Annotated in this window: 13 protein-coding genes; 1 reads left to right on the forward strand and 12 read right to left on the reverse strand. The window is 41.7% G+C overall.

The features are described from left to right. Positions 1-173 precede the first annotated feature (173 nt). From ACFO6W_RS11030 to ACFO6W_RS11045, 4 genes are all read right to left on the reverse strand, one after another. The gene (locus tag ACFO6W_RS11030; RefSeq protein WP_379996330.1) at positions 174-1,274 is read right to left on the reverse strand and encodes a DegT/DnrJ/EryC1/StrS family aminotransferase; all 1,101 of its coding nucleotides are present in this window, start codon (positions 1,272-1,274) and stop codon (positions 174-176) included. A 257-nt stretch (positions 1,275-1,531) separates the two neighbouring features. Beyond that, entirely contained in the window at positions 1,532-3,190 is a 1,659-nt protein-coding gene (gene recN, locus ACFO6W_RS11035; protein ID WP_379996332.1) for a DNA repair protein RecN, read from the reverse strand. 105 nt (positions 3,191-3,295) lie between these two features. After that, the gene (locus ACFO6W_RS11040; protein ID WP_379996334.1) at positions 3,296-4,489 is read right to left on the reverse strand and encodes a metallophosphoesterase; all 1,194 of its coding nucleotides are present in this window, start codon (positions 4,487-4,489) and stop codon (positions 3,296-3,298) included. Then, positions 4,486-5,376, reverse strand: coding sequence for a metallophosphoesterase (locus ACFO6W_RS11045; protein WP_379996336.1), 891 nt, complete (start codon positions 5,374-5,376; stop codon positions 4,486-4,488). Before ACFO6W_RS11045 ends, ACFO6W_RS11040 begins: the two co-directional genes overlap by 4 nt. Before the next feature lie 22 nt (positions 5,377-5,398). Here ACFO6W_RS11045 and ACFO6W_RS11050 point away from each other — a divergent pair, with 22 nt between their 5' ends. Next, positions 5,399-5,575 carry a hypothetical protein gene (locus ACFO6W_RS11050; RefSeq protein ID WP_379996338.1) on the forward strand — a complete coding sequence of 59 codons (177 nt, stop codon included), beginning with the start codon at positions 5,399-5,401 and terminating at the stop codon, positions 5,573-5,575. A gap of 182 nt (positions 5,576-5,757) precedes the next feature. Here ACFO6W_RS11050 and ACFO6W_RS11055 read toward each other — a convergent pair whose 3' ends face one another. The 8 genes from ACFO6W_RS11055 to murI all read right to left on the reverse strand — a co-directional run bounded on the left by ACFO6W_RS11055 (position 5,758) and on the right by murI (position 12,085). After that, complete coding sequence (locus tag ACFO6W_RS11055; RefSeq protein WP_379996340.1) at positions 5,758-6,441, reverse strand: zinc metallopeptidase; 684 nt, start codon at positions 6,439-6,441, stop codon at positions 5,758-5,760. A 99-nt stretch (positions 6,442-6,540) separates the two neighbouring features. Then, positions 6,541-7,803 (reverse strand): adenylosuccinate synthase, encoded by a 1,263-nt coding sequence (locus ACFO6W_RS11060; protein ID WP_379996342.1) that lies wholly within the window; start codon positions 7,801-7,803, stop codon positions 6,541-6,543. Continuing rightward, a complete protein-coding gene (locus ACFO6W_RS11065; RefSeq protein WP_379996345.1) occupies positions 7,800-8,309 on the reverse strand; it encodes a Fur family transcriptional regulator in 510 nt (169 codons plus the stop codon). The genes ACFO6W_RS11060 and ACFO6W_RS11065 overlap by 4 nt, the downstream gene beginning before the upstream one ends. Positions 8,310-8,576: 267 nt before the next feature. Beyond that, a complete protein-coding gene (locus ACFO6W_RS11070) occupies positions 8,577-9,281 on the reverse strand; it encodes a NigD1/NigD2 family lipoprotein (protein ID WP_379996347.1) in 705 nt (234 codons plus the stop codon). A 149-nt stretch (positions 9,282-9,430) separates the two neighbouring features. After that, the gene (locus tag ACFO6W_RS11075) at positions 9,431-9,874 is read right to left on the reverse strand and encodes a nucleoside deaminase (protein ID WP_379996349.1); all 444 of its coding nucleotides are present in this window, start codon (positions 9,872-9,874) and stop codon (positions 9,431-9,433) included. After that, positions 9,871-10,086, reverse strand: a complete 216-nt coding sequence (locus tag ACFO6W_RS11080) for a hypothetical protein (protein ID WP_379996351.1) — start codon at positions 10,084-10,086, stop codon at positions 9,871-9,873. Before ACFO6W_RS11080 ends, ACFO6W_RS11075 begins: the two co-directional genes overlap by 4 nt. Positions 10,087-10,159: 73 nt before the next feature. Next, positions 10,160-11,236: a DNA polymerase IV gene (gene dinB / locus ACFO6W_RS11085; RefSeq protein ID WP_379996353.1), complete on the reverse strand. Its 1,077-nt coding sequence runs from the start codon at positions 11,234-11,236 to the stop codon at positions 10,160-10,162. A 21-nt stretch (positions 11,237-11,257) separates the two neighbouring features. Continuing rightward, the gene (gene murI, locus ACFO6W_RS11090) at positions 11,258-12,085 is read right to left on the reverse strand and encodes a glutamate racemase (RefSeq protein WP_379996355.1); all 828 of its coding nucleotides are present in this window, start codon (positions 12,083-12,085) and stop codon (positions 11,258-11,260) included. Between the last annotated feature and the right edge of the window lie 219 nt (positions 12,086-12,304).

A 12,304-nucleotide genomic window follows, 5' to 3' on the forward strand; every position in this document is an offset into this window, starting at 1 on the left:
TTTTTACAAAAGGAAAATGTTGATTTTTTCATCTTTTTTAATTAGTTTCTGATCCATCATGGAAAACCATTGTTAAAAATCAGGATATTTATTCATTTCTTCCACTAAATCAGAGGTGAAAAAGTGTTGGATACAGGCTTTTCGCAAAAAAACGAATTTCTCTTTCATTCCCTTTAATAATTGTTCAGAGCTTCTACTATCCGGTGCAGTTCGTCATCAGTCAATGATGCATATAGCGGCAAACTCAATACTTCATCCTGCAACTGTTCCGCTACAGGTAAATTTAATCCTGCCGATACGGAATATGCAGGCTGTTTATGTATTGCTATAGGATAATGTATCTGCGTCTGGATGCCTTTGTCGCTTAAAAATAGCTGAAGCTGCTCCCTGTTGTCTGTCCGGATCACATATAAATGAAAAACGTGGCTTTTACCATCTTTATTGTCCGGTAATATAATATTTACATTCTTGATATTTTCGGAATAATAGGCTGCAATCTCTTTCCGCCTTTGATTATCTCTATCCAGATGTTTTAGCTTGACTGACAATATTGCTGCCTGCATCTCATCGAGGCGGGAGTTCAGCCCCTTGTATTCATGCATATATTTCCTGTCGGAGCCATAATTGGACAGGCTGCGGACGATTCGCGCCAGGTCTTCATTGTCAGTCGTCACAGCCCCTGCATCACCTAGAGCGCCAAGATTTTTCACAGGATAAAAACTGAATGCCGCCGCGTCGGAGAGGTTTCCGGCTTTCTTGCCATTGTATATTGCCCCCTGTGCCTGTGCCGCGTCTTCTATCAGTTTCAGATTGTGTTGCCTTGCTATTTGCTTTAGTTGATCCATCGCTGCAATTTGCCCGTATAAGTGGACGGCTATAATTGCTTTTGTCCTGGATGTAATCTTTTCTATTACAGATTCAGGAGCAATATTGTAAGTTGTAATGTCACAATCGGCAAAAACCGGTATAAGCCCGCACTGAGATACGGCCAGAGCCGTTGCAATGAACGTATTGGCAGGGAGAATTACTTCATCCCCTTTCTGCATCACACCTTGCTCCATATAGGCCATCAGTATCAGGCGGATAGCATCGAGCCCATTGCCTGCCCCTATACAGTGCTTTACTCCGCAATAGGTGGCGTACTCATTTTCAAAGCTGTTTTTTTCCTCTCCCAGAATATACCAGCCTGAGTTTATGACGCGCGACACAGCTTCCCGTATTTCGGATGTGTAGCGCTCGTTTTCCCGTTTTAGGTTGAGAAAAGGAATTTCCATATTTGTCAACAACCCCCGACCCCCATAAGGGGAATAATGTTACCTCAATCAGGGGCTTTAAAAGGTAACAAAGGTAACACATATCAGTGAACAGTTAACTAACTTGTAACTCGTAACTGCCCGCAGGGCGAAGTAACTTGTAACTATTAAAAAAGGTAACAAAAGTAACACTTTTTTTTACTCTTTTACGTTGTTACTTTTCGCCTACTCTACTTATCTTTTACTCTCTGTAAGTCCCCCTTGGGGGATTTAGGGGGCTAAAACCCCAACATTACCTTAGCGTTTTGTATTGCCGCGTCCGTTACGGTAGAACCGCTCAACATCCGAGCTATCTCTTCCAGCCTCTCCGCATTATCCAGCCTGTCGAGATGGGTCGAGGTATATAGTTCATTATCCGATTTATATACTTTATAATGTGTTTTACCTTTCGCAGCTATCTGTGGCAGGTGGCTGATGGCGATTACCTGCATGCTTTTTCCGAAATCGAGCATGATCTGTCCCATCTTATCGGCTATTTCGCCTGATACACCTGTGTCTATTTCATCGAATATGATAGTCGGCAGGGCTGTTGCTCCTGCAATCATAGACTTGAGGCAAAGCATCAGGCGGGAAATTTCACCACCCGAAGCCACATCGGCAACCGGTTGTAATGGTGCATTTTTGTTTGCCGAGAACAGGAATAGTATCTTGTCGGTTCCGTATATGTTAGGATGTTCTTCTGCTGTGACCTCGCATTTGAAACGGATATTCGGCATGCCCAGGTTCGCAACTTTCTCTACCAGTCCTTTTTCCAGCTCTGTTGTAATTGCCTTACGATGGTCACTCAGTTTTTTCGCCAGGGTGAGCATCTTATCATATTTTTCAGAAACTTCCTTTTCCAAAGTTTCAACCTGCTGGTCGGAAGATTCTATTTCCTCCAGTTTCTGCGCCAGTTCATCATACAATTCCAGTAAGCCCGATATCAGAGACACATGATGCTTTTTTTGTAATGAATAAATCAAATCGAGCCGCGATTCGATATAGGCCAGTCGTTCCGGGTTGAACTCTATATCGTTGGCAGAACGTTCCAGTTCCGAAGACAGGTCTTTGAGGTCTAAATAAGAAGTCTCCAGTCGTTGGGAAATTTCTTCCGTTTTAGGATATACTTTAGCCAGCGAGTATGATGTATTCAGGCTTTCTTTCAAAGCTGCCACAATGCCTCTTTCGTCTTCCGACAGCAATGTATGTATCTTGTACAACGCCGATTTTATATCCTCGGCATGGTTTAGAGTCTCCTGTTCGGCTTCCAGTTCTTCCTGTTCTCCTTCGGTGAGGGCAGCTTCGTGTAGCGCCTGATACTGGAAGCGGAGGTAATCTTCTTCCTCTTTATTCTTTCTGATAGCATCTCGTAATTCAGCCAAAGCTTTTTCAGCCTGTTTATATTGATGAAAAGCCTGCTGGTATTCTTTCAATAAGGCTTTATTACCGGCTAATGCGTCCACTACCTGCATCTGGAAACGGCTGTCTGATAATAACAGGTTCTGATGCTGCGAATGTATATCTATCAGTTGGCTACCCAGTTCTTTCAGGTCGTTCAGTCCTACGGGTGAATCGTTTATAAAAGCGCGTGATTTTCCTGTGGAAAGTATTTCCCTTCGCAGGATATAGCTGTGCGGGTCGTACTCGATGCCTTTCTCCTCACAAAAATCTTTGAGGTCATAGGCCGATACATCGAAAGCCCCTTCGATAATACATTTACTTTCGCCTTGTTTGATGGCTTTAATGTCGGCTCTTTGTCCCAGAATAAGTGACAAGGCTCCCAGTATGATTGATTTTCCTGCACCCGTTTCTCCCGTAATGACAGAGAAGCCCGGCTCGAAATCTATCTCGAGACTGTCAATCAGTGCATAATTTTTAATATAAAGCGATTTTAGCATAGCTAAAGATAAGTAAAAGATAGTATTTAGGATATATTATTTCAATCTGACTGCTTATTATATTTAATTTTAAGAAATTGATAAATAGGTCTGAGACCTTAGATATCATTTTTCAAATTTCACATTCAAAACCACAATCTCGGATATAGTGCCTATCCGGAACTGAGGTCCCGCAAGGCCGAGCCCTGACGATACGTAGATATGCGTATTGTCTTTTTTCTTATATCCGTATGGTATCTCGTACATCGACCTGTATTTCAGGTGTTCGGGTATAATGCCGGTGTTATATATCGCTGAGGATATGGACATAATCGTATTTACAGGAAAGAACTGTCCGTTATGCGTATGTCCGAATACAGCTATATCCGCTCCGGCGTCGGATTCTTCGTACAGGCGGTGGGGTTCGTGGTTCATTACAATGATTGGCAGATCTTTGTTTACGCCCTGCATGAGTTCGGGTAAATCTTTTCTGGTCGTGCACTTATCGTCTTCACGGCCGACCAGATAGAACGAATCTGCAATCAGTATTGTTGTATCCCGTAAGACTGTAAGTCCTGCGTATTTACTCAGCCAAAGTATTTTTTCATCTTTTTCCTCGCCCAAGTCGATATATTCGTGGTTTCCTGTAGAAGCGTAAACTCCATATGGGGCTTTCAGACGCAGAAATTCGGTTTCCATCCGTTGTTCGTACAGTGATTTTACATCATAGTCGATGATATCGCCTACCAGCAGGATAATGTCCGGTTTCTGCTCCATAATCTTATCCACATACATGGATATGATATTCTTATCGATGAGGTATCCGGCATGAATATCTGTGGCAACTACAATGCGTAGGTCTTTTACATTCGGCGAATGTTTGTCAACGGTCAGGTTCATCTCTGTTACGACCGGATTGTGGAAGCGATAGCTGCCATAACCCATCACACAGCAAACCCATAGGAGGGAGGCACAAAAGTAAATCAACCGGGGCTTTTTTGCTTTCAGATCTAGAGCGAATATTTTTTTCCTGCCATTGATATATTTTACCAAATCGTATAATAACAGCAAAATAGTCATATATATGGTGAAAAGCATCCATGTAGTCCCTATCCATGCAAAACTGTGCAAGGCATCGAAAGGTAACAAACCTGTCCCGGAGGTAAAGAATCCCATGAAATAAATTGCCAGTTCGGCAATATAGATGGATGCATAGGGGATCTTAATATATTTCTTATCTGGCAGTCCCTGCCAGCCACGCCAATAAATATAGGCGCTGAGAAATATCTGTACAATTATCGCATTAAAAAATACTCTCATTCCTTTGTTTTTAAATCGATGACCACATATTCCGATTGTGTTCCGATACGGAATTTACCTCCCCAGATACCGATACCCGAGCTGACATATATATTGGCATTCCCTTTTTTTACAAAGCCATGGTCTTTTTCGTATATCGCATTGGTGATTGCCGAAATAGGCCATACTTGTCCCTGATGGGTATGCCCTGATATTTGCAGATCAATGCCGTATGCCTCAGTTTCTTCGAGATTATAAGGCTGATGGTCGAGCAGGATAAGCGGCTTTGACTTGTCGAGGCTGTCTACTAATGCATTCAATGGTTTGCGCCATTTGTTCGACCTGTCGTCGCGCCCTATGACGTAAAAACTGTTGTCGACCAATTCGGCGGTATCGCGCAGCAGATGGATACCTGCTTTCTCATAAAAGTCGAGACTGTTTTTGAGGCCACTGATAAATTCATGATTTCCCAGGCATGCGTAAATTCCCAGCGGAGCTTTTATTTTATGAAAACTTTCGGCAAAGTTGCCTTCGTTTAGTGGGCGCACACTATTATCTATAATATCTCCGGCAATGAGTACAATGTCCGGCTTCTCGGCATTTATCGTATTTACCCATTCCTCGAATTCCTTTTTCCCTATACCGTACCCCAGATGCAGGTCGCTAATGGCAACTATTCGTAAAGGTTTAACGGATGTAGAATCTCCCAGAGTTTTATATATCTGTACAGGCAGTTCAACACGGACTTTCCATTGGTATTTCAGATATCCGCAAATCATCAGCAAGGTGATGAAGCCTACCATAAAGCCCAGCCCTACCCAATTTTCTTTTGTATAGCGGGTGATCGCATCGCTTGGCATAAAATGAAGCAGCCGGTTGGTAAGACCGAATAAATCCTTTACTGCCATTACGATGAGAAAATACAAGAGAATGAAAAACCAGGCAGTACCTACCTTGTATAAAAAAGATGTCATCCATACAGGCAATGCGTCTCCGGCCAGGAAAGATATGAAAAAGGAGGAAACTGCTATCACCCCGAATGAAAGAAGTGTAATGCGTCCGATAGTATTCGGGGGCATTGCCATCCATATATGGTGGAAAACATAAAAGTTTGCTAAAAGGTATATGATGAAAATTATTATAAACATGATCGGTTTCATTCAGACTTTATAGAATAGTTTCGAAATGTACAAAGATATATAATCCTGTTTATTACGGAATATTTATGATAAAAAAAGAGTAGCCGGAAAAAGACCACTCTTTTGTAATTTATAAATTGTTCCCTTCAGTTAATTACGTCTGCCACCTAAGGCTATCATAATGTAATAAAGTAACGTAGCCAAAGATCCTATTGCTGCAATAACATATGTATAAGCCGCCCATTTCAAGGCGTCTTTAGCCATGTCATGATTGTTTATGTTGGTTACGCCGGCTGTATTGAGCCATACCAAAGCTCTCTGGCTGGCATTGATCTCTACAGGTAATGTAACAAAACTGAATATGGTAGTCAGGGCGAAAAGGCCAATGCCTATCCAGATGAGGGTAGGGAATGTTTGTATAAAGATAATTCCCGCAAGAATTATCCATGTCACCCATGATGAAGCGAAACTGACAACAGGTACCAGAGCCGAACGCATTTTCAACGGTCCGTAGGCATGTGCGTGCTGTACGGCATGTCCACACTCATGAGCGGCTACCGCGGCCGCGGCTACACTGTTGCTGGCGTAAACGCCTTCGCTCAGGTTTACAGTCTTATTGGCAGGGTTATAGTGGTCGGTAAGCATTCCTTGGGTAGAAACTACTTTGACATCATATATGCCGTTGTCGTGAAGCATCTTTTCGGCTACATCCCGTCCGGTCATCCCGTTGGTCAAAGGGATTTTAGAGTATTTATTAAATTTACTTTTCAGCATTTGCGAAACGGCAAAACTGGCTATCCCTACTAATATCAATATAATCCAACCTATATACATATTTATATCTTTTTGTGAATATTCTTTTTATGATATATGAAACAAAAAATGTGCCAATAATGTTTGTTGGCACACTTTATATCCTTAAAAAGGGTTTAATTACCTTATAATAGTTTGTTCCCTGTCAGGCCCTAACGATACTATTCTGATAGGTACTTCCAGTTCTTTTTCCAGAAAGGAAATATAATGCTTGAATTCGGCAGGAAATTCATCCTCCTTTTGCATTTTTGTCATATCTGCTTGCCATCCTTTCATATCTACATAGACCGGCTTGATTCTGTCATCTGCCTCGAACGGAAAATCCGTTACTTTTTCTCCGTTTATTTCGTAGCCGATGCACGCCCTGATGGTTTCGAATGTATCCAGTACATCGCTTTTCATCATTATCAGCTGGCTAACACCATCTATCATAATGGCATAGCGCAAAGCTACCAGGTCTATCCATCCGCAACGGCGTGGACGCCCTGTTACGGAGCCGAATTCAAATCCCAATTCACGCAGTTTATCTCCTGTGGCATCGAATAATTCGGTCGGGAACGGGCCGCTGCCCACACGGGTACAGTATGCCTTGAATATCCCGTACACTTCACCTACCGACTGTGGTGCTATCCCCAGTCCTGTACATGCTCCTGCCGATATGGTATTGGACGATGTCACAAAAGGATATGACCCGAAATCTATATCGAGCATTGTTCCCTGAGCGCCTTCGGCCAGTATTTTCTTTCCTTGTTTTACTGCATTGTTGATATAGTGCTCACTATCAATGAATGTAAACTCTTTCAGCTTCGCCACACCTGCAAACCATTCTTTTTCTATTTCAGCCAGCGCACTGGTATCGTGCCCGTATTGCTGTAATATTCTCAGATGTTTAGATTTGGCGGTATTGTATTTCTCTTCGAAATTGTGGAGTATATCACCTACACGCAGGCCATTCCTGCTGATTTTATCCGTATATGCAGGTCCTATACCTTTACCGGTAGTGCCTATTTTGGAATCTCCTTTGGCTGCTTCGTAGCAGGCGTCGAGCAAGCGGTGGGTCGGAAGTATAAGGTGTGCTTTCTTGGAGATAAGAAGGCGCTTTGTTAAATCATGGCCGGATGATTCCAATGACTCGATCTCTCCTTTGAACAAAGCGGGGTCAAGTACAACACCATTTCCTATGATATTGATTTTGTTTCCCTGGAAAATACCTGAAGGCACAGAGCGAAGGACATATTTCTTTCCTTCGAATTCCAGTGTGTGCCCTGCATTTGGCCCACCCTGAAAACGGGCTACAATCTCATAGTCGGGTGTGAGCACATCCACGATCTTACCTTTTCCTTCGTCGCCCCATTGCAAACCTAGCAATACATCTACTTTCATTTCTTTTTAATACGTGTATTTTTATTTTCTGTTAGTTTATTCTTTTTCTCTTCTGCTTTTTTTGCCCGTATACATTTATTGCATATGCCATATATATACATGCTGTAGTAGCTGATCTTGAATCGTTGCAGCTTTTTTTGCTGGGTGGGTGTGAAGAGATTCCCGTTTTTATGTTCTTTCACTTCCCCGCAATTCAGGCAGATCAGATGATCGTGATTCTCATTGCCATATGCCCGCTCATATTGGGATACATTAGCCCCAAACTGATGTTTTACGACCAGGCCACAGTCCAGAAGCAATTCTATAGTGTTATACAATGTAGCACGGCTGACTCTGAAGCTGGATTGTTTCATGGCATTATATAAAGAATCCATGTCAAAGTGTCCTTTCGTAGAATAGATATGCTCAAGTATGGCATATCTTTCAGGGGTTTTACGATGTTTGTGCAGACCGAGATAGTCTGTAAACTCGCTTTTGACTTGTTCCTTCACTTTTGAATTGTCCATTTATAGAAAAATCTGATATGAACAAAAATACATCTTTTTAATAGAATATCAGGTAGTATGAGGGAGAAAAAGTTATTAACTATTCAGAATTTGTATTTTGTAAGGAAAGAAAATCTTTTGCCCGTTGTATGGACCCGGATATTTGGATTCATTCCAAATAAACGGGAGCCTTGTATAAAATTAAAAAGAGAACTCTCACGAGCTCTCTTTTTAGAAAGGAAATCAAAAAGAATATTATAATAAATATTCAGGTTAGTATGTATTTGCTTATTCATCCAGTGGTTCGTCCACTGTGTATTTGTATTCTATTTTGAATGTTTTTGTTTCTCCACCAAAATCTTTGGATGTTATCTCAAATGTAACTTTGTCACGTCCTGCGATTTTGTAAGGTGTAAGATCGAAACTTACATAGCCTTTTACCGGATATCGTGATGGTTCATCCCCGTTTATGTTATGCCTGAACTCCAGTTTTACAACATCTTTGTCTACCGATAAGTCCGGTTCTGCCGATATCAAGTTAATCATATGCGGTTCTTTTTCCCCGGTGTTGTATCCGAAGTTGAAATTAAGATATCCGCCTCCTTCCCAAACAGAATATACTTTGATCGGGTCATTTCCTATACTGTCCTGTTTTGCCTGATCGTCGGGTGCTATATAAATAACGCCTTTGGTCAGTACGTCATAAAAATCATTTAGTCTGATATAATGGTCGTAACCATCTTTCTCATCAGACAGGATGGTATAGTTTATTATCGCTCTGTCGTACTTAGGTTTCAGGTTAAGACCTACAGGAGCAGCAACCCACAATTTGTCACCATTATCCCGTACGAAGGAATAAGTATTGTCATCTATCTTTTGAACTGTCACTATGTCTTCCCAGAAATTACCAAGGGAATAACCGTCATCATCAAGGCATGAAGGGAATCCTAAGGCTAAGACAGTAGATAGAATCAGTGCTGAAAATAGTTTCATATACTTTCTCATTTTTTTACTTAATAAATTTGGTTGATTAATTTAATAATTTTGCTCACATATATTAGATGCGCAATTAGTATGCCATGTTGCATCGGCATGTCAAAATAAATGTTAAGAATTTCTTTTTATTATGAGAAGAAGACAGGTTATCTTTTCTGCCTGAAGAATTCTTTTAGCAGCGAAGCGCATTCTTTTTCCAGTATTCCTGATATTATGGTTGTTTTGGAATGTAGTATATTCGGTGAAAAAAGTGTGTATCCTTTCTTTTCATCTTTAGCCCCGTAGACTATTTTAGGTATTTGCGACCATAGGAGCCCTCCGGCACACATCGGGCAAGGTTCTAATGTGACATACAACGTACAATTTGTCAGGTATTTGCCTCCAAGGAAATTTGCTGCGGCAGTGATCGCCTGCATTTCGGCATGTGCGGTGACGTCATTGAGAGTTTCTGTCAGGTTGTGGGCACGTGCAATAATTCTGTTTTGGCATACAATAACAGCACCGATGGGCACTTCGTTCTTTTCGAAAGCAATTTGAGCCTCATTCAAGGCTTGCTTCATATAGTGTTCGTCGTTGAGGATAGAAGTCATCGGCGCATCTCATTTTCACCGAAAAGCGTAGGGTAATCCTGATCCAGACTTTTCAGGACGTGAGCAATAAGAGTCTCCCTGCACCAGCGGGAACGGTTGGCAATCTTATACTTTTTTATATAAGAGGAGATGAGAGCATATTCTTCTTCGTTGAGTGAAAAAAGAAGATGTTTTGTCCTGTTGCTATGTGCCCCTTTCTTTTTTAGTTTCATTACCGCAAAAATAAGGACTTATCCCAATATGTGAAAGGATTTTCGAGAGAATATTTTGTTTTGGCGATGTAGTTTAACTTTGATCTTCGAAATTGATGCGTAGCTGGATGGCCTCACCCCATCCCATCTCGTCTTCATTGTTCTTCAGTCCAAGACCTATCAATCTTACTTTAGGTGACAAATCCACATTTTGCAGGAGTTCGAAGCCGGCTTGGTAAAAGGATTCATAATCTGCAACGGATGCGGGAAAGGTCTTGCTCCTCGTGATAGTCTTAAAGTTGGCGTACTTTATCTTTAAGGTTACTGTCCGTGCTTTGAATTTCTTTTTTTCAATGTCGTGAAACGCATCACGGGCAACTTCATCCAGGATTACAGCCAGTTCTTCCACATTGTCAATGTCGTGCTCAAAGGTAGTTTCAGAGCTTATAGATTTTCTTATCCGTTGCGATTCTACCGGGCGGTCGTCCACAGCCCGTGCATTCTGGTAATAAATATGTCCGGCTTTGCCGAAGGCGCCTACTAATTCATTTTCGGAACATTGCTTCAGATCCCATCCGTTTTTTATACCTAATTGGTGCATCCGCTTAGCTGTGACTTTACCTACTCCGAAAAATTGTTCGATAGCTAATGTTTCAACAAACTGCTCTGCATTTTTTGGTTTGACAACAAATAATCCGTCCGGCTTATTTTGGTCTGAAGCTATCTTTGCAAGGAACTTATTGAACGATACTCCGGCTGAAGCGGTTAGACGGGTGGCTTTCAATATCTTTTGTTTGATCTCCTGTGCTATCTGTGTCGCAGATGGAATATTCTTATGATTTTCGGTTACATCCAGAAAGGCCTCATCGAGAGACAGGGGTTCGACCAGATCGGTATATTCGTGAAATATTCCCATTATCTGCCGGGATACAGATTTATAGACGTCGAAACGGGCGGGCACGAATATCAACTGAGGGCACTTCCTTAATGCGGTTTTGGAGGCCATCGCCGAACGCACTCCGTACCTCCTTGCTTCGTAACTTGCCGCAGCAACAACTCCCCTCGGCCCTGAATATCCTACAGCCAAAGGTTTTCCTCTATACTCTTTATTATCGCGTTGTTCGATTGAAGCATAGAAGGCATCCATGTCGATATGGATTATCTTACGCATGCTTAAAGGTAGAAAGTTTTTCTATTCGAGGGTGATCCGGTTCACCTCAATATCTTTATTCAAGAATATTGTCGCGGCCTCTGAAAATTTTTGCGGCGATTCTGTCGTGAAATACTTTGTTACACCGCCCTTTGTGCATACTTTGTCCATTTCGGGATGGCGATGCAGATAATCTTGCAGACTACGGGCAATGTATTCGCCTTGGGGTATGGCTATTATACCATCCGGCAGGAACGACTTTATTTTATCCAAAAGCAAGGGATAGTGAGTGCACCCAAGTATAAGTGTATCTATTTGCGGGTCTTTGGAAAGGATATTGGAGAGATTCTTTTTGATGAAGTAATCCGCCCCTTCATTTTCATATTCTCTGTTTTCGACCAAAGGTACCCACATGGGGCACGCTTCGCCTGATACTTTAATATCCGGGAAAAGCTTATTGATTTCGATAGGATACGATTCGGATTGTATAGTTCCTGTCGTACCTAAAATACCGACATGCCTGCTTTTGGTTATAGGTCCTATAATTTCGGCTGTAGGTCGGATAACGCCCAATACTCTTTTATCCGGATTTATATATGGCAGGTCTTTTTGCTGGATTGTACGCAGAGCCTTTGCTGATGCTGTGTTGCATGCCAGTATTACGAGGTTGCAACCCATGTCGAACAGACTTAATACGGCTTGTTTCGTGAACTCATATACAACATCGAAAGAACGTGAACCGTATGGTGCACGGGAATTATCTCCGAGATAACAATAGTCGTATTCAGGCATCAGCGATTGTATTTCGGAAAGGATGGTCAATCCTCCGTAGCCTGAATCAAATACGCCGATAGGTCCAGCTTTAAGCATATATATAGTGATTTAATGATTCAAAGATAGAAAATAATTAAGAATGAATAATGAATAATCAGGAATCCTTTTTCCCGCCACTTATTATCATCCTGTTATCAGGAAGAGACTGTCCCCGATAGTAAAAAAAAGGTAACACATATCAGTTAACAGTAAACAGTTAGCAGTAAACAGTCATTAACCCGTAAGATGTAAAAAAAATTGCGCCTTTGCGTCTTT

The organism is Dysgonomonas termitidis, from assembly GCF_042654545.1.
In the GTDB taxonomy this organism is placed as follows: domain Bacteria; phylum Bacteroidota; class Bacteroidia; order Bacteroidales; family Dysgonomonadaceae; genus Dysgonomonas; species Dysgonomonas termitidis.

Bases quoted from the DNA above. Each gene is read 5' to 3' on its own strand.
- ACFO6W_RS11030 (WP_379996330.1), bottom strand. From the start codon at position 1,274: ATGGAAATTCCTTTTCTCAACCTAAAACGGGAAAACGAGCGCTACACA.
- recN (WP_379996332.1), bottom strand. From the start codon at position 3,190: ATGCTAAAATCGCTTTATATTAAAAATTATGCACTGATTGACAGTCTC.
- ACFO6W_RS11040 (WP_379996334.1), bottom strand. From the start codon at position 4,489: ATGAGAGTATTTTTTAATGCGATAATTGTACAGATATTTCTCAGCGCC.
- ACFO6W_RS11045 (WP_379996336.1), bottom strand. From the start codon at position 5,376: ATGGCAGTAAAGGATTTATTCGGTCTTACCAACCGGCTGCTTCATTTT.
- ACFO6W_RS11050 (WP_379996338.1), top strand. From the start codon at position 5,399: ATGAAAAACCAGGCAGTACCTACCTTGTATAAAAAAGATGTCATCCAT.
- ACFO6W_RS11055 (WP_379996340.1), bottom strand. From the start codon at position 6,441: ATGTATATAGGTTGGATTATATTGATATTAGTAGGGATAGCCAGTTTT.
- ACFO6W_RS11060 (WP_379996342.1), bottom strand. From the start codon at position 7,803: ATGAAAGTAGATGTATTGCTAGGTTTGCAATGGGGCGACGAAGGAAAA.
- ACFO6W_RS11065 (WP_379996345.1), bottom strand. From the start codon at position 8,309: ATGGACAATTCAAAAGTGAAGGAACAAGTCAAAAGCGAGTTTACAGAC.
- ACFO6W_RS11070 (WP_379996347.1), bottom strand. From the start codon at position 9,281: ATGAAACTATTTTCAGCACTGATTCTATCTACTGTCTTAGCCTTAGGA.
- ACFO6W_RS11075 (WP_379996349.1), bottom strand. From the start codon at position 9,874: ATGACTTCTATCCTCAACGACGAACACTATATGAAGCAAGCCTTGAAT.
- ACFO6W_RS11080 (WP_379996351.1), bottom strand. From the start codon at position 10,086: ATGAAACTAAAAAAGAAAGGGGCACATAGCAACAGGACAAAACATCTT.
- dinB (WP_379996353.1), bottom strand. From the start codon at position 11,236: ATGCGTAAGATAATCCATATCGACATGGATGCCTTCTATGCTTCAATC.
- murI (WP_379996355.1), bottom strand. From the start codon at position 12,085: ATGCTTAAAGCTGGACCTATCGGCGTATTTGATTCAGGCTACGGAGGA.